This is a genomic window from Parasphingomonas frigoris (assembly GCF_036663815.1).
In the GTDB taxonomy this organism is placed as follows: Bacteria; Pseudomonadota; Alphaproteobacteria; order Sphingomonadales; family Sphingomonadaceae; genus Sphingomonas.
On the sequence record NZ_JAXOJQ010000007.1, the window covers coordinates 73,241 to 89,649 of the forward strand.

General features: G+C 65.3%; 17 protein-coding genes. 5 read left to right on the forward strand and 12 right to left on the reverse strand.

Translation table 11 applies throughout. The features are described 5' to 3' along the window. Nucleotides 1-420 precede the first annotated feature (420 nt). Both U1872_RS18715 and trmB read right to left on the reverse strand, forming a co-directional pair. Nucleotides 421-1,626, reverse strand: coding sequence for a tyrosine-type recombinase/integrase (locus U1872_RS18715; protein WP_332794439.1), 1,206 nt, complete (start codon nt 1,624-1,626; stop codon nt 421-423). Between the two features lie 129 nt (nt 1,627-1,755). Next, nucleotides 1,756-2,436 (reverse strand): tRNA (guanine(46)-N(7))-methyltransferase TrmB, encoded by a 681-nt coding sequence (gene trmB, locus U1872_RS18720; RefSeq protein ID WP_332794440.1) that lies wholly within the window; start codon nt 2,434-2,436, stop codon nt 1,756-1,758. 81 nt (nt 2,437-2,517) lie between these two features. On the opposite strand from trmB, the gene U1872_RS18725 reads away from it, so the two are divergent. From U1872_RS18725 to U1872_RS18735, 3 genes are all read left to right on the forward strand, one after another. Beyond that, nucleotides 2,518-3,324: a formate/nitrite transporter family protein gene (locus U1872_RS18725; protein WP_332794441.1), complete on the forward strand. Its 807-nt coding sequence runs from the start codon at nt 2,518-2,520 to the stop codon at nt 3,322-3,324. 11 nt (nt 3,325-3,335) lie between these two features. Continuing rightward, entirely contained in the window at nt 3,336-3,938 is a 603-nt protein-coding gene (locus tag U1872_RS18730; protein WP_332794442.1) for a phosphatase PAP2 family protein, read from the forward strand. Nucleotides 3,939-4,065: 127 nt separating this feature from the next. Next, nucleotides 4,066-4,707 (forward strand): hypothetical protein, encoded by a 642-nt coding sequence (locus tag U1872_RS18735; RefSeq protein ID WP_332794443.1) that lies wholly within the window; start codon nt 4,066-4,068, stop codon nt 4,705-4,707. Between the two features lie 42 nt (nt 4,708-4,749). Here the strand turns inward: U1872_RS18735 and metK are convergent, their stop codons facing one another. Both metK and lnt read right to left on the reverse strand, forming a co-directional pair. After that, nucleotides 4,750-5,970 carry a methionine adenosyltransferase gene (gene metK, locus U1872_RS18740; protein WP_332794444.1) on the reverse strand — a complete coding sequence of 407 codons (1,221 nt, stop codon included), beginning with the start codon at nt 5,968-5,970 and terminating at the stop codon, nt 4,750-4,752. Nucleotides 5,971-6,043: 73 nt separating this feature from the next. Beyond that, a complete protein-coding gene (gene lnt, locus U1872_RS18745; protein ID WP_332794445.1) occupies nt 6,044-7,588 on the reverse strand; it encodes an apolipoprotein N-acyltransferase in 1,545 nt (514 codons plus the stop codon). 180 nt (nt 7,589-7,768) lie between these two features. Here lnt and U1872_RS18750 point away from each other — a divergent pair, with 180 nt between their 5' ends. Continuing rightward, complete coding sequence (locus tag U1872_RS18750) at nt 7,769-8,185, forward strand: VOC family protein (protein WP_332794446.1); 417 nt, start codon at nt 7,769-7,771, stop codon at nt 8,183-8,185. 10 nt (nt 8,186-8,195) lie between these two features. Then, a complete protein-coding gene (locus U1872_RS18755) occupies nt 8,196-8,498 on the forward strand; it encodes a polyhydroxyalkanoic acid system family protein (protein WP_189675722.1) in 303 nt (100 codons plus the stop codon). Between the two features lie 184 nt (nt 8,499-8,682). Here U1872_RS18755 and U1872_RS18760 read toward each other — a convergent pair whose 3' ends face one another. The 8 genes from U1872_RS18760 to U1872_RS18795 form a co-directional block, all read right to left on the reverse strand. Next, on the reverse strand, nt 8,683-10,005 hold the full coding sequence (locus tag U1872_RS18760) for a PQQ-dependent sugar dehydrogenase (RefSeq protein WP_332794447.1): 1,323 nt from the start codon (nt 10,003-10,005) through the stop codon (nt 8,683-8,685). A gap of 104 nt (nt 10,006-10,109) precedes the next feature. Beyond that, a complete protein-coding gene (gene katG, locus U1872_RS18765) occupies nt 10,110-12,356 on the reverse strand; it encodes a catalase/peroxidase HPI (protein ID WP_332794448.1) in 2,247 nt (748 codons plus the stop codon). 118 nt (nt 12,357-12,474) lie between these two features. After that, nucleotides 12,475-13,077: an outer membrane protein gene (locus U1872_RS18770; RefSeq protein ID WP_332794449.1), complete on the reverse strand. Its 603-nt coding sequence runs from the start codon at nt 13,075-13,077 to the stop codon at nt 12,475-12,477. Nucleotides 13,078-13,159: 82 nt separating this feature from the next. After that, the gene (locus U1872_RS18775; protein WP_332794450.1) at nt 13,160-14,098 is read right to left on the reverse strand and encodes a hemolysin family protein; all 939 of its coding nucleotides are present in this window, start codon (nt 14,096-14,098) and stop codon (nt 13,160-13,162) included. A gap of 9 nt (nt 14,099-14,107) precedes the next feature. Next, on the reverse strand, nt 14,108-14,617 hold the full coding sequence (gene ybeY, locus U1872_RS18780; protein WP_332794451.1) for an rRNA maturation RNase YbeY: 510 nt from the start codon (nt 14,615-14,617) through the stop codon (nt 14,108-14,110). Next, a complete protein-coding gene (locus U1872_RS18785) occupies nt 14,617-15,015 on the reverse strand; it encodes a type II toxin-antitoxin system VapC family toxin (RefSeq protein ID WP_332794452.1) in 399 nt (132 codons plus the stop codon). Before U1872_RS18785 ends, ybeY begins: the two co-directional genes overlap by 1 nt. Next, nucleotides 15,012-15,269, reverse strand: coding sequence for a type II toxin-antitoxin system VapB family antitoxin (locus U1872_RS18790; RefSeq protein WP_332794453.1), 258 nt, complete (start codon nt 15,267-15,269; stop codon nt 15,012-15,014). The genes U1872_RS18785 and U1872_RS18790 overlap by 4 nt, the downstream gene beginning before the upstream one ends. Nucleotides 15,270-15,323: 54 nt before the next feature. Then, nucleotides 15,324-16,325 carry a PhoH family protein gene (locus U1872_RS18795; RefSeq protein ID WP_332794454.1) on the reverse strand — a complete coding sequence of 334 codons (1,002 nt, stop codon included), beginning with the start codon at nt 16,323-16,325 and terminating at the stop codon, nt 15,324-15,326. Nucleotides 16,326-16,409: the final 84 nt, after the last annotated feature.

Here is a 16,409-nt window from a genome sequence, read left to right on the forward strand (position 1 = left end):
TGCCTGCCCCTCGTAAATGCCCAAATGGAAATCGTCTGGTTGTTCATCCAGAACCCTCCGGACTGTAATTGGTCAACTCTAACCAAATACGTCGCGTCGGCACGTAGGCGGCCGCAATTGGCGTTTCAGCTGATAAGTAACAGATGGCTGTCGGATCATCGGACTGATTCGCACAAAAAGGCCTTTCCAACGGGCTCGGAGACGGAAATCAGTCGGTCGAGGGAAGTAGCTTTCGGAGGTTCACAGCATCCGGGCGCATGCTGACAAAATGCTGACATGCAGATTGAGATTGGTGTTTGTCAGCGGTGCCCGAAGGCGAATAATCAATCTAGGCGTATGACTTGATCTAAAAAACTGGTCCCGCCGGTGAGGATTGAACTGAGGACCTTATATATCAGCCTTAGCAGGGACACGCCGCGGCTAAGACTGCTGGCGAAGCGACTCCAGGATATGCGCTTCCCATGCTTGTAGAGCCTCGCGCTTCTCGTCCTTCCAGTCATGTCGCTGATAAATTCCGGCGACTCCTGAGCGTGATGCACCGACATGGTTCAAAATTGCCTCTGTAACCTCGAATCGAACGCCGAGGCGTTGAAATCCAGTCGCCAGTGTTCGACGCAGGTCGTGAAGGCGCCAGTGGGGAACGGGATCGCCGCCATCTTTGGCGACCGCTCTGTCGAGTTGATCCTTGCCTTTGGAATGCGCGGTAAAGGTGTGTCCCGATGAAGTCGTGAACACGCGGCCTCGTGTTGGCCATTTCTCGCCTTTTGCAATCGCATCCAACTCTGCGACCGCGAGTCCATTCAGGGGTATGCGGTTGGGCTCCTTGTTCTTCGCGCGGTTTCCCGGAAGCGCCCACAAGCGCTCGCTCTGGCTGACTTCCTCCCACGAAAGACCCGTAACTTCCTCGCGTCGCTGGCCGGTGCAGATCAACAGCCGCACGATCGGGCCGAAGCAGCGATGACATTGGACTGAGGCTTTCCACACCCGCTGCAACTCCGAATCGCTGAGCCATCTGTCGCGCGCCCTGACTGCGGGCGGAGTTTCCATTCCCTCCATCGGACTACGATCGATGTCACCGCGGCTGACAGCCCATCGGAAGAGACGCCGGAGAACGGCAAAAACGTTGCGACGGTTTGCGGTCTGTTCGTCCGGCATGCGGTCGAAAACCGCGACCACGTCGATTCTAGTAATCGCAGGTAGTGCCTTGTTGGAGATGACTGGCTGCACATGGATGCGCAGGCATCGTTCGACGAGAGCTTTCCAGCCCTTGCCGCTGCAGGCTTTGGTGAAGCGATCCGCATAGGCGCCGAACGCGAGGTCCACGGCCTCGCGACGACGCTGTTTGTCGGCTTCGACCGGGTCGATCCCTTGCGCGACGAGGACTAGAAGCCGCTCAGCCTCTGCCCGCGCAGAGGCCGGGGTCCAAGGCGAACCGTGACCACCAATCGTGTACCGGCGCGTTGGGGCTTCTCGTCCGCCCATCCGATATTGCACAACGTAGGAAGCCGCGCCGGAGGAGACGATCTTCACGCCAAAACCCTTGAGATCCTCGTCCCAGAGGAACCCCGCTACAGCATTCGCCTGGAGCGCATCCAGGGTGCGTTTGATGACCTTTCCGGTAGCCATTTCGCTACTTCAGCTACCACAAAAGTAATCACCGGGTAAGCACCGTTTTGGAAATCGCCGAATACGGTGGAGTGGCATGGCGTAGTTAAGTAATTGAAATACTGAATTTATAGCGATTCGGCAGACACCTCAAATCCGTAGGTATCTAAAGTACCAGACCTCGCGTCCCTGGCGGCGCGCCTTGCGTTCGTACCGCGTCTCGGGCCAGTCGTCCGGGCGCGTCAGAAAATCGGCGGCGGTCTGCGCGGTCCATTCGAAATCGCGGCGCTCGTTCATCACCATCATCGACCAGCGGCAATAGGTCGGGTCGTCGGTGCCGAGCCGGAATTCCATGCCGGGCGCGAGCTTGGCCGCGATCAGATCGAGCGGGCCGTGGTTCATCATCCGGCGCTTGGCGTGGCGCGCCTTACGCCATGGATCGGGGTGGAGCAGATAGACCCGCGACAGCGCGCCGTCGGGCAGGCGCTCGAGCACGTCGAGCGCATCGCCCATATGCAGCCGGACATTGTCGAGCGCCTCGTCGCGGACATGGGCCAGCGCGCCGACCACGCCGTTGAGGAACGGCTCGCAGCCGATGAAACCGGTCGTACGCCGCGCCATCGCCTGGCCGGCGAGATGCTCGCCCGCGCCGAAGCCGATCTCGAGCTCGAGCGGGCGATCGTCGCCAAACAGCGTCGCCGCGTCGAGCGGGCCGGTCTCGGGGACGCTGATCTCGGGCAGCAGGCGTTCGACGAGGTCGGCTTGGCCGAGACGCAGCTTGTGCCCCTGGCGACGGCCGTAGAGGCGGCGGGTGGTCATCGGATCGTTCATCCGCGCAGCCTCTAGCGGGCTCGGCGCGTGGAGCAAAGCGCTCTCGCGGTCGTTACAGGGGTTCAACAAGCAGGCGGGACGATGGCGGAAACCAAGGAACCGGGTACCGAGACCGGCGACGTCGAGGACCTCAAGGCCGCCAACGCGCGCGAACTGCATCGCGCGGTGCGCGAGGAGGGGCAGGAGGAGCTCGATCGCCCGGCGAGTGCGCTGTTCTGGTCGGGGCTCGCGGGTGGCCTCGCGATCACCGCCTCGTTGATCGCCGAAGCCGCCATCGCCGCCCATACCGCGCCCTCGGCGGCGCGGCCGCTGCTGATCGCGCTCGGCTATCCGATCGGCTTCCTGATGGTCATCCTCGGTCGGATGCAATTGTTCACCGAGAGCACGGTCACCGCGATGCTGCCGCTGGTGACCAGCCCGTCGTGGCATGCGGTGCGCTGCACGCTGCGGCTGTGGGGCGTGGTGCTCGGCGCCAACCTGATCGGCACTGCCATCGCCGCGCTGGCCTTCGCGACGCTCGACCTGGGCGACCCGGCGATGCGCGCGGCGATGATCGAGGTGTCGATGAAGATCACCGAACACGACGCGCTGGGCACCTTCGTCAACGCCGTTCCCGCCGGCTTCCTGATCGCGATCGTCGCCTGGACGCTGCCCAACGCGCGCGAGCAGGCGTTTCTGGTAGTGTTCGGGATCGTCTATATCGTCGCGATCGGGGGGTTCAGCCACTCGGTGGTCGGCTCGATCGAGACGTTCCTGTTGCTGTTCACCGGCAAGATCGGCGTGGCGCAGGGCACCGCCTTCCTCGTGCCGGCGGTGCTCGGCAATCTGTTCGGGGGCGCCGGCCTGTTCGCGGTACTGGCGCATGCGCAAGTCCGCGCTGACAATTAGGAGTTTCGACGATGAGCAAGCTCAAGACCGCCGCGCACAAGGCGGCGAAGGCGGACCGCGCGATCACCCACCGCGCCGCCGCGCATCGCGACGCGCCGGCGGTGAAGCTGGCGGGGGCCGCCAGCGAAGTCGCCGACCAGCCGCCGCTGCTGCTGCTCGGGGTCGGGACGATCGTCGTCGGTGCGGTGCTGCGCCGCCCGGCGATGCTGCGCGGCGGCGTGCGGATTCTGGCGAGCGAGCTGATCGCGACGGGGATCAAGGACGTGCTGAAGCGGTCGATCGACCGCACGCGGCCGACCAAGGCGATCGAGACCGGAAAGCATCGCTTTGCCGCGGGCAGGAGTGCGGCGCATGGCGACACCTCGTTCCCGTCGGGCCATTCCGCCGGCGCGGTCGCGGTGGCGGGCGCGATCGCGCACGACGTGCCCGCGGCGATCGTTCCGGTCTATGCCGCAGCCGCCGGAGTCGCGGCGGTGCAGCTGCCACGCGGCAAGCATTATATCCTCGACGCCGTTGCCGGTGCGGCGATCGGCTGGATCTCGCAGAAGGCGACCAGCATGGTCATCCGCGCCGCCGAACCGGCGGTTCGGCGCTTCTCCAAACGGGCGCGCTGAGCCTGTCGTCCCCGCGCGTCAGGCGCCCCGCTGCGCATGCTTAAGGCCATCTTCAGTAACGAATCTAAACAGCGGTAAAGACCGAAGATTTATCAGGGCGCTCCAATCGGCGACAAACGGGGGCGTTGTGACCAAGCTGACTTTATGGGCGAGCCTTGCGCTCACCGCCGGAATCCCGTCGATCGCGGCGGCGCAATACAGCGTGCAGTGGGCCGCGCCTGCACCGGCGACGGGCGTATCAGCCTACTTCCCGATGGGAATGCCGCTGCAACTGACGACGCGCACCGAACTCAATACCAAGCAAAGCAACCCCGGTGACCGCTTCTATCTCGAGGTGGCCGAACCGCTCGTCTATCGCGGCCAGGTGGTCGTGCCGGTCGGGTCGATCGCGGTGGGCGAAGTCATGCGGGCCGAGCGCAACGGGCATTTCGGCAAGCGCGGCCAGATCGAAGTCCGGCTCAATTACGTGCAGACGCCCGAGGGCCCGATACGGCTTTCGGGGCGCTCGTCGCGGCATGGGATGGATCAGGGCCTGCTGTCGATCGGCGGCGCGCTGCTGGTGTCATGGCCGATGGTCTTCATTCACGGCACCAGCGGGCGGCTGCCGGCGGACACCGCGATCACCGCCTATCTCGCCGACGATCTGCACTTCAGTGTCCGGGCGACCGCGCCGCAGGTGGCGCAGGCTGTCAACGCTGGCGCGCCGCGCGCGCCGCGCGCCTTGCCGGCGCGGTTCGATCCCTCGGTCTTCTCGGCCAACCGGCCGTAATAGGCGCGCCGGGCGCAGGATGATCCCGCGCCCGGCGTCCGATCAGGCGGCGACGGCGGTCTTGAGCGCGTCGACCAGGTCGGTCTTTTCCCAGGTGAAGCCGTCGGCATCGGGCTCGCGTCCGAAGTGGCCGTAGGCCGCAGTGCGCTTGTAGATCGGTGCGTTGAGCTTGAGATGCTCGCGAATGCCCTTCGGCGTCAGGCGAACGAGCTTGGGCAGCACTGCCTCGAGCGTGGCTTCCGAAACCGTGCCGGTGCCGTGCGTGTCGACATAGACCGAGAGCGGCTCGGCAATGCCGATCGCATAGCTGAGCTGGATCGTGCAGCGGCGAGCGAGGCCGGCGGCGACGACGTTCTTCGCCAGATAGCGCGCGACATAAGCGGCCGAGCGATCGACCTTCGTCGGATCCTTGCCCGAGAAGGCGCCGCCGCCGTGCGGGGCCGCGCCGCCGTAGGTGTCGACGATGATCTTGCGCCCGGTGACACCGGCGTCGCCGTCAGGCCCGCCGATTTCGAACGCGCCCGTCGGGTTGATGTAGATCGCAGTCTTGTCGCTGATGAAGCCATCGGGAAGGACGTCGTGCATCACGCCGCTGACATAGGCGCGCAGCTCTTCGTACAGCGCCGGATTGGCGTTGTCGCCCTGCAGGCAATAGCCCGCCTTGTGCTGTGTCGAGACGACGAGCGCAGTCGCGCGGACCGGCACTTCGTTCTCATATTCGAGCGTGACCTGGCTCTTGGCATCGGGCTCGAGGAACGGCGCGGCGCCCGAGTGGCGATCGGCGGCGAGGCGCTCGAGGATCTTGTGGCTGTAATAGAGTGTCGCGGGCATCAGGCCCGGGGTCTCGTCGGTGGCGTAACCGAACATGATGCCCTGGTCGCCGGCGCCTTCGTCCTTGTTGGCGCCCTCGTCGACGCCCATCGCGATCTCCGCCGACTGGCCGTGGAGATTGTTGTGGAACGCGAAGGTCTCCCAGTGGAAGCCCGACTGTTCGTAGCCGATTTCCTTGACGGTGTTGCGGACGGCGTCTTCGATCTCGGCGAGCGCGCCATCGGCCCACTTGTTGTTCTCGTAAACGCCCTTGCAGCGGATTTCACCGGCGAGGACGACGAGGTTGGTCGTCGTCAGCGTCTCGCAGGCGATGCGCGCATAGGGATCCTTGCTCAAAAACAGATCGACGACGGTGTCGCTGATCTGATCGGCGACCTTGTCGGGATGACCTTCCGAGACCGACTCGGAGGTGAAGAGAAAATTGGAACGCATGTGTAAGATCCTCATGTTGAGGAGAGCTTCGGCCGTTGCCATGCCTGATATAAAGCTTTCCTTATATGACGCCCTATCGTGCTCGACGGCGCAATGCAAATGCCGAAAGGGCGAGCAAGATCCCGATCAACAAGGCCATCGCATTGCCCGCACGCGCGAACAGCGTCGGGGCCGTGGCGGGGGGAATGGGGAGTTCGATTGCGCCTGCGGTCTCCGCCGGGATCGAGGCGAGCACGCGACCGTGCGCGTCGATGATCGCCGAAATGCCGGTCGGCGTGGCGCGGATCACGGGGAGGCCCTCCTCGATCGCGCGCATCCGGGCCTGGGCGAGGTGCTCGGTCTGGCCCCAAGTGCCGTACCAGCTGTCGTTCGATGGCTGGAAGAGGAAGGCGGGGCGGTGGCCGGGTTGTACCACTTCGCCCGAGAAGATGATTTCGTAGCACAATTGGAACCCGACGCGGCCGAAGGGGGGCAGATCGAGCCCGTCGGCGCCGTGGCCGGGGGCGAAATCGAAATCACCGGGGACGAGGCGCGACAGGCCGATCGCCGAGAGCAGCGGGCGCGCGGGGAGATATTCGCCGAACGGAACGAGGTGCGCCTTGTCGTAGCGGCCAAGGATGCGCGCGCTCGCGTCGATCGCGAAGATCGAGTTGGTTGCGCTGACGACGCGGTCCGCGGCGTCGAAGTTGAGCGCGTTGCCGCCGGTCAGCACGACGTCGCGCGGGCCGAGCAGCGCGGCGATCCGCCTACGGACGGTCCCGGGGGTTTCGGCATAATATTGGAAGGGGTAGCCGCTCTCGGGGAGATAGCGCAGCGCGCCCTCGGGCCAGACGATCAGCCGTGGGGCGGGGCCTGGCGTGCCGCTGAGTTTGGCGAGCGCCTGGAGATTGGTCTCGGCATAATCGTCGCGCGGGCGCTGTTCGTCGGCGGCATTGGGCTGGACGACGCGGATGCGCGGCGCAGTGGCGGCGCTGGGTGCCGCGGTCGGGGCGGAAAATGACAAAATGGTGAGTACCGCGCTGAACATTACCAGCGCAACGCCGGTCCATCCAAACTTGGCAGTCCTCCAGCGCGAGATCAAAATTAGGAGCGCACCTGCGTAGAGCACTGCGAGGCCACTCATGGCATATGTGCCAACCCAAGATAGAAGGCTGCTAACATGCCTGAGCGGCAGCCAGATCTCGGACAGCGGGTTCCAGGGATAGCCCGTCAGCAGCGTCCCGCGCAGATATTCAGTCGCGATCCAGGCGGTGGCGAAGATCAGGACATAGCTCGCGTCGATCACCGGGCGGCGCAGCTTCCACGCGACGGTCGCCGCCGCCATCGGGAAGATCGCGAGATAGAGCGACAGCAATGCGGGTGCGACGAGCCCGAGCGCGTGCGGCATCGCATCCTGGAAGGTGAACGCCTTGGCAATCCAGTTATTGCCGATCGCGAAATGCCCGAAGCCGAACAGCCAGCCGCGCCACAGCGCCGCCTTGCGAGTCGGGGACTGGTGGACGAGCCACATCCATGCGGCGAGGCAGCCGAGCGTGACGGGCCAAAGCTCGAGCGGCGCGAAGCCGACCGCGGCGATTCCGCCGAGCAGGAACGAGAAGAGCGCGGGGCGTTGGGTCATCGCGTGCGGCTATCGCGGGATCGGGCGGGCAACGCAACGCCGGCCTTCATTCCTCCCTCGCGCAGCGGGGGAGGGGGACCGCCAGCCTTCTTCAGGCTGGTGGTGGAGGAGGCCGCCGCAAGCGATACGCGTGGTGTTCGCCCCCTCCCCCTGCGGCGGAGGATTTGGTAGGGCTTGCCTATGACCCGTCCTTTCCACCTCGCTTTCCCCGTCCACGACCTCGCCGCGGCGCGCGCCTTTTACGGGGAAACGCTCGGCTGCACCGAGGGGCGAAGCTCCGACTCCTGGATCGATTTCGATCTCTATGGCCACCAGATCGTCGCGCATCTCGACCCGGGCGCGAAGGCCGTCGCCGTTTCCAACCCGGTCGACGGCCACGACGTGCCGGTGCCGCATTTCGGCGTCGTGCTGACGATGCCCGACTGGCAGGCGCTCGCCGACCGGCTGACAGCGGCGGGGACGCGCTTCGGGATCGCGCCGCATCTGCGCTTCGTCGGGCAGCCCGGCGAGCAGGCGACGATGTTCTTTTATGACCCCTCGGGCAACGCGCTCGAGTTCAAGGCGTTTGCCGATGACGCGATGATTTTCGCGACATGAAGGATTTGTGATGAGCGACCCGATCACCCTCGAAATTCCGCACAAGCTCGGCCTGGCGGGCGCTCGTGCGCGCGTCGAGGGCGGGGTCGGCAAGATCGTCGAGATGGTGCCCGGCGCGACGTCGGTTGATCATCGCTGGGAGGGCGACACGATGCACTTCACCGTCGCTGCGCTCGGGCAGCGGGTGGCGAGCCGGCTGACGGTGGGGGATGCGAAGGTGCGCGCCGAGATCGACTTGCCGATCTTTCTGCGGCTGTTCGCCGACAAGATTAAGGCGAAGCTGGCGAAGGAAGCGCCGAAGATGCTGGAATAGGGATTTTCCTCCTCCTATCTCTCCCGCGAGCGGGAGAGGCTACGGAGACTTGGGTCGCGCTTCTTCAGCGCGGGCCTAGTCGCAGTCGGTGAGGGCCTTCTGCTTTTCGTGCGGGGTCGGCAGAAGAAGGCCCTCACCCAACCCTCTCCCGCGGAGAGCGGGAGAGGGCTAAAAGCGGAAATGCCTATTTCGCGGTCACGCGCCAGATCGTGTTGCCGACATCGTCCGCCACCAGCAGCGCGCCGGCCTGATCGGTGATCACCCCGACCGGCCGTCCCTGCGCGTCGCCCTTGGCGTTGAGGAAGCCCGTCAGCACGTCGACCGGCTTGCTCCCCTTGACCGGGAAGCCGTTGGCACCGAACGGCACGAACGCGACCTTGTAGCCCGACACCGGCACGCGGTTCCACGAGCCGTGTTCGCCGACGAACGCGCCGTTGGCGAACTGGCCGCCGAGCTTGGCGTCGGCCGCGAAGGTCAGGCCGAGTGCTGCGACGTGCGGGCCCATCGCATAATCGGGTCGCTTCGAATATTCCTGCAGCGCCGGGTTTTCAGGCTTCACGCGGGCGTCGGGATAACCGCCCCAATAATACCAGGGCCAGCCGAAATTGTCGCCGAGCCCGACGCGCGTGATGTAGTCGGGGACGATATCCGAGCCGAGCATGTCACGCTCGTTGACCGCGACCCACAAAGCGCCCGATTTGGGCTCGAACGCCATGCCCTGGGGATTGCGGAGCCCCGCGCCGAACACGCGGAAGGTCTTCGCCTTGGGATCGACCTGGAGGATGTTGGCGCGGAATTTCTCGGCGTCGAGGCCGTTGTCGGCGATGTTGCTCGACGATCCGACGCCGACATAGAGCAGCCCGTCGGGCCCGGCGAGCAAGGTGCGCGCCCAGTGATTGCCGCCGCCATTGAGCGGGATGACCTTTTCGGGCTTGGCGGTGATCTTGGTCTGGCCGGGCGTGAAGGGCACGCGGACCAGCGCATCGGTATCGGCGATGTAGAGCTGGCCGTCGAGCAGTGCCATGCCGGTCGGCGAATTGAGCCCCGAAATCAGCACGGTGCGCATTTCGGCCACGCCGTCGCCATTGGTGTCGCGGAGCAGCGTGATGCGGTTGGGCGAGGGGACCGCGGCGCCGCCCTTCTTGAGCAGGAAGCCCATCACGACGTCGGCAATGCCCTTGGTCGCGCGCGGCGGCGAGTTGGTCTCGGCGACGAGCACGTCGCCATTGGGCAGGCGGTAGAGCCAGCGCGGATGATCGAGCCCGGTGGCGAAGACGGCGACCTTGAGGCCCGGCGCGGCGACCGGCATTGCGCCGTTCTGCCAGCCGACGCGGTCGGCGACCTTGACGGTCGGGATGGTCTGCTCGCGCGGGGCGGAGATGGTTGGGCGGTCGCCCTCGACCGCGCTCGCCGGAAGCTGCGCGGGTTCGGGCTGGAGCACCCACCAGAGGACGCCGCCGGCAACGACGACGACGATCGCGAGGATGATGAGGATGTGTTTGCGCATGGATGCGAAATAGGGGGCGAAGCCGGGCAGGGGAAGCGCGTTCTCGCGGGGCGCTGTGACAAAGAAAGCCCCTCCCCTTCAGGGGAGGGGCTAAGTGTGTGCCGTCAGGCGACGGCCGGCTCGCCGCGGACATGGCCCGAGGCCAGGTCGAAGCGGTCGGCGTTCATCACCTTGACCCACGCCTTGACGAAGTCCTTAACGAATTTGTCGCCGGCGTCGCCCGAGGCATAGACCTCGGCCAGCGCGCGGAGCTGCGAGTTGGCGCCGAACACCAGGTCGGTGCGCGAGGCGGTCCACTTTTCCTCGCCGGTCTCGCGCAGCGTGCCGAGATATTCCTCGTCGCTGTCGTCGCTGATCTGCTTCCACGCCGTCTGCATGTCGAGCAGATGCACGAAGAAGTCGTTGGTCAGCTGGCCCTTGCGGTCGGTGAAGACGCCGTGCTTCTCGGCCTTGGGGTGGTTGGCGCCGATGACGCGCAGGCCACCGACGAGCACCGCCATCTCAGGCGAGCTGAGACCCAGCAACTGCGCGCGGTCGACCAGCAATTCCTCGGTCGGAACGCTGAACTTGACCGAGAGATAGTTGCGGAAGCCGTCGGCCTTGGGCTCAAGCACGTCGAAGCTCTCGGCGTCGGTCTGCTCGGCCGAAGCGTCGGTACGACCCGGCGCGAAGGGCACTTCGATCGCATGGCCCGCCGCCTTGGCAGCCGCTTCCACGCCGACCGAGCCACCGAGCACGATCAGATCGGCGATCGACACCTTCTTCGCACCCTTGCCGTCAAAGTCGGCCTTGATGCCTTCATAAACACCCAGCACCTTTGCGAGCTGCTCGGGCTGGTTGACCTCCCAGTCCTTCTGCGGGGCCAGGCGGATGCGCGCACCGTTGGCGCCGCCGCGATGGTCCGAATGGCGATAGGTCGAGGCCGAGGCCCAGGCCGTCGTCACCAGCTCGGCAACCGAAAGCCCGGAATTGGCGATCGCCTGCTTGAGGCCGGGGACGTCGCTCGCGTCGATCTGCGCATAATCGGCCGCAGGGATCGGGTCCTGCCAGATCAGGTCTTCGCCGGGAACGTCGGGCCCGAGATAGCGGACCTTGGGCCCCATGTCGCGATGGGTCAGCTTGAACCAGGCGCGGGCGAAGGCATCGGCGAACGCCGCCGGGTCCTTCTGGAAGCGCTTGCTGATCTCGAGATAGGCCGGGTCCTTCTTGAGCGCCATGTCGGCGGTCGTCATCATCGTCGGGACCTTGACGCCAGGCGTGTGCGCCTTGGGGGCAAGCGTTTCCTCGGGGTTGCCGACCGGCTGCCACTGGTGCGCGCCCGCCGGGCTCTTCACCAGCTCATATTCGTGGTCGAGCAGCATGTCCCAATAGGTCTGGTCCCAGGTGATCGGCGTCGGCGTCCAGGCGCCTTCTATCCCCGAGGTGATTGTGTCGTCGCCCATGCCAGTGCCGTGCGTCGACACCCAGCCCATGCCCTGCGTCGCAATGTCGGCGCCTTCCGGCTCGACGCCGACGAGCGAGGCATCACCTGCGCCGTGTGCCTTGCCGAAGGTGTGGCCGCCGGCCGTCAGCGCGACGGTTTCCTCGTCGTTCATCCCCATCCGCGCGAAGGTCTCGCGCATGTCGCGCGCCGAGCCCATCGGGTTGGGGCAGCCGCCCGGACCTTCCGGGTTGACGTAGATGAGGCCCATCTGGATCGCGGCGAGCGGATTCTCGAGCGCACGGCCAGATTCTTCCTCGATGCGCGTGGTGCCGAGCCACTCTTCCTCGGTGCCCCAGTAAATGTCCTTGAGCGGCTCGAACACGTCCTCGCGTCCGCCACCGAAGCCGAACACCGGGCCGCCCATCGATTCGATCCCGACGTTGCCGGCCATGATGAACAGATCGGCCCAGCTCAGCTGCTTGCCGTACTTCGCCTTGATCGGCCACAGCAGGCGGCGCGCCTTGTCGAGGTTGCCGTTGTCCGGCCAGCTGTTGAGCGGCGCAAAGCGCTGCGAGCCCGACGACGAGCCACCGCGACCGTCCCCGGTGCGATAGGTGCCGGCGCTGTGCCACGCCATGCGGATGAAGAACGGGCCGTAATGCCCGTAATCGGCCGGCCACCACGGCTGGCTGTCGGTCATCAGCGCGGTCAGGTCGCGCTTCACCGCGGCGTAATCGAGCGTGTTGAAGGCTTCGGCATAGTCGAAGTCGTCGCCCATCGGGTTGCCCGACAGGCCGTTCTGCTGAAGGATTTCGAGGCTGAGCTGGTTGGGCCACCAATCGCGATTGGTGCGGCCGAGCAGCGAGCGGAGCGCGGCGGGCTCCTTGCTCGGGTCGCTCAGCGGGCTGCCTGATGTAATGGCGTCCATGTCTCTCTCCATGTGTCGAGGCTTATGATCTCGAAGGGAGGATGCCATGAACGCCGTGATCGAGGAAATGTATTAAACCGCAGAGAGTGATCGACCGGGTGATTTTCGCGGTGGCCCGCTAGAAGCGGATCGGGATGCCAAGCATCAGCTGGCTAGTCTGGTTGTCGACGTGCTTGAAGTCGATCCGCACCGCCGCGCGGCGGCTCACGCGATATTCCGCGCCGCCCCCGACGATGAAGCTGCTGCCCCACTCGTCGACGCCTGCAATGCCGGGATTATAGTCGAAGCGGTAGCGATTGCCCCCATATCCGCCGGTTGCGTAGAGCAGCAGGCGCGGCGTCGCGAGATAGCCGGCACGCACGCTCAGGCGATAGCCATAGCGCGGATGTTGCTCGAAGAAGCGCGTGCCGTCGGGCAAGCGCGCGACCTGCCGCCCGCCGCCGATATTCAGGCCGACTTCGCCGCCGAGACGGAGCTTTTCGGCTACCGCGACATCGTATCCGGCGAAAACCCCGCCGCTCGGACCGACCGCGCGATAGTAGCGGCTGATCGTTTGACCCAGCGTGTAGTTGGTCACGTCGAAGAAGATATGATCTTCGCGCGCGCCCGACTCGATGCCGGCAAACGGCCCGGTGAAGGGCCGGTCCTCGGCATGAGCGGCGGTGGCGGACAGAATGGCAGCGGCGCCGATCATCGCTAACGAGACGAGTTTGCAGGTCATGACAGTTCCCCTTTGCTACGATAGCGAAACGAGATTTGCCTTTATTGCCTGAATGTTACCTTATCCCGATGGTTTGCTGCGGTTAATCTTGCTCGCGTTCGGGCTTCGGGGGATGGAGCCGCAGGCCGAGCACGCGGCGCGTGTCGGCGGCGACGACTTCGAGCGTCCAGCCGCTGTCATGAACGATGCATTCGCCGACCTGCGGAACATGCCCGGCGAGCACCGCGGCAAGACCGCCGATCGTGTCGATATCGCCATCGACCTCGGCGAGCCGCGGGTCGATCGTCTCGCCGACGTCTTCCAACTCGGCGCGAGCATCGGCTTCCCAGGCGCCGCCGTCGAGCGGCACGAGCAACGCCTCGGGGGCGTCGTCATGCTCGTCCTCGATATCGCCGACGATTTCCTCGATCAGATCCTCGATCGTGACGAGGCCTTCGGTGCCGAAATATTCGTCGAGCACGATCGCGAGATGCACGCGCTTCTGGCGCATGTCGGCGAGCAGATCGAGCGCGCCGCGCGACATCGGGACGTAAAGTGGCTCGCGGATCAGCTCGGCGATGCTCGGCGGGTGGGGGGCTCCGGTCGCGAGGATCGCGAACACGTCCTTGATATGGACCATGCCGATGATCGTATCGAGCTTCTCGCGGTAAACCGGCAGGCGGCTGTGGCCGGCCTCGGCGAACAGCGCGACGAGGTTGGCGAAGCTGGTGCGCTCCTCGACCGCGACGATATCGGCGCGCGGCACGCCGACGTCGCCGGCATCGCGCTCGCCGAAATGGAGCAGGTTGCGCACCATCGTGCGTTCGAGCGGGGAGAGGTCGCCCTTGGCGTCGGGCGCGGGATCATCCTCATGCGCGTCGATCGCTTCTTCGAGCGTCGCGCGGAGCGATTCGTCACCGGTGTGACCCGAGATCCAGCTGCGGAAGCTCCGCCAAATGCTGGTTTCCGCGTGCTGGGCACCGCCTAAATGGCTGGCCCCAGTCTGATTGAGGGGGCCGGTCGTACTTTGGCCGTCGGGCATGGCGGTCAGTTAGTCCTCTTCGATCAAATAGGGGTCGGCAAGCCCGAGGCTCTTGAGCGCGTCGATCTCGATCGCCTCCATCGCCTCGGCCTCCATGCCGACCATGTGATCATAGCCTAGCAAATGCAGCGTGCCATGCACGATTAAATGCGTTGCGTGCTCTTCGAGGCTGACGCCTTTTTCCATCGCCTCGCGCGCGCAGGTTTCGTGCGCGAGGACGATGTCGCCGAGCAGGACCTCGCCGTCGTCGCTATTCTGCCCGATCGTTTCTAGCAGGTCGGCCTGGACCATCGGGAAGGAGAGCACGTTGGTCGGCTTGTCCTTCTGGCGATATTGGGCGTTGAGGACTTGTACCTCGGCGTCGGTGGCGAGGCGGATCGAGATCTCGACCGTGGCAGCGCCGGTCGCGAGTTCGCCATAGGGCGTGCGCGAGATTGCGGCGGTCGCGGCGCGGGTGGCGAGCGCTTGCCAGTCGTGCTCGGGCCAGACGTCTTCGTGGGAGAGGGCGATTTCAAGCATCAGGCAAGGTCCGTATGGAGGAAGTCGTTGCCCTTGTAGAGCAGGCTGGCGTCGTTGGTCTTGGCGCAGGCGTACGCGAAGCAATCGCCCATGTTGAGTTTGGCGGGGTGGCCGCTGTTACGGCCATACGTCTGGTAAGCGTCAAGTGCAGCGATCAGTTCCGTCGATCCGACATCGACCAAACGCAAGGCCAGCAACTCGGCCGACTCCTCCACCAACGCGCGGGCTTCGGTCACGGACAAAGTGCCGCGCTTGCGTACCGCGCTTACGGTTTCCCAGCACGACATCGCAGACCATAGCGAATCGGCTTCCGCGAGCACGGTTTGACGGAAGCGGTCGCGCTCCGGTTCGTTGGTGATCATGGCGACCAGCGCGGAGGCATCGACGAAGATGGTCAATCCGGGTCCTCGCCCCACATCTCGTCGAAAAACGCTTTGTCGGCATCTGCGCTGGTCGTTGGCGAAAAGGTGTGGGTTGCCCATAACGCATCCAATTTCTCTCGCGCCGAAAGTTGCGGCTCGGCGCGGTCGAGTTCGGCCTCGCGCGCGGCGGCGAGTTCGCGGACGAGCGCCGTCTTGGTGAGGCCCGACCGCTCGGCGACGCGAGTCACCAGGGCAGCGGTTTCTTCATCCTTGATGTAGAGCGATGCCATCTTCCGTCTCCGGGGATATCCGTTCCTTATAGGTCAGGATATCCCGCGCTTCAATCAACTCACGCCTTCATAGGCCTCGACGATACGCCCGACGATCGGATGCCGCACGACGTCGCCCGACCCGAAGCGGCAGATCGACAGGCCTTCGACACCTTCGAGCCGCCCGACCGCGTCGTTCAACCCGGAAGCATTCATCCCGCCGGGAAGATCGGTCTGCTTGGGATCGCCGCACACCACCATCCGGCTGTTCTCGCCGAAGCGGGTGAGGAACATCTTCATCTGGGCGGGCGTGGTGTTCTGCGCCTCGTCAAGGATGATGAAGGCATCCGCGAGCGTACGCCCGCGCATGAAGGCGATCGGTGCGATCTCGATCTCGCCGCTCGCGATGCGGCGCTCGACCTGCTCGGCGGGGAGGCAGTCGTTGAGCGCGTCGTAGAGCGGACGGAGATACGGATCGACCTTCTCCTTCATGTCGCCGGGGAGGAAGCCGAGCTTCTCGCCCGCCTCCACCGCGGGGCGCGACAGGATGAGGCGCTGGATGCTGCCGGTGATGAGCTGCGCGACGGCTTGCGCGACCGCGATATAGGTCTTGCCGGTGCCCGCTGGCCCGAGCGCGAAGATGATGTCGTTGTTGAGCAGTTGCCGCATGTAATGCGCTTGGGCGATGGTGCGCGGGACGATCGTCTTCTTGCGCGTGCGGATCATGATCTGCGGGACGGCACCGCCGCCGGCATCGGCCTGGATGATCCCGGCGAGCGTCGGCTCGCTCGACATCGCGATCACCGCGTCGATCAGCCCGGTATCGACGACTTCGCCGCGCACGATCCGGTTGTAGAGCCCGTGCAGCACGTCACGCGCTTGAGCCACCGCCTCGGCGCTGCCCTCGAGCCCGACCTTGTTGCCGCGCGCGGTGATGTAGACGCCAAGCTTGTTCTCGAGCGCGAGCAGGTTCTGGTCGAATTCGCCGAACAGCTGCGCCATCAATTGGGGACGATCGAACACGAGTTCGGTGCGGCTACGATCACCGGATTGCGCGGGGACGGGCTTGCGGCTCATGCGGTTCCTTAACGTCGGAGGGTGAGCAAAAGGTAGGGCGCGCGGCGCGGATAGATAGGTGGCGATCGGAATATTCCGACGCGG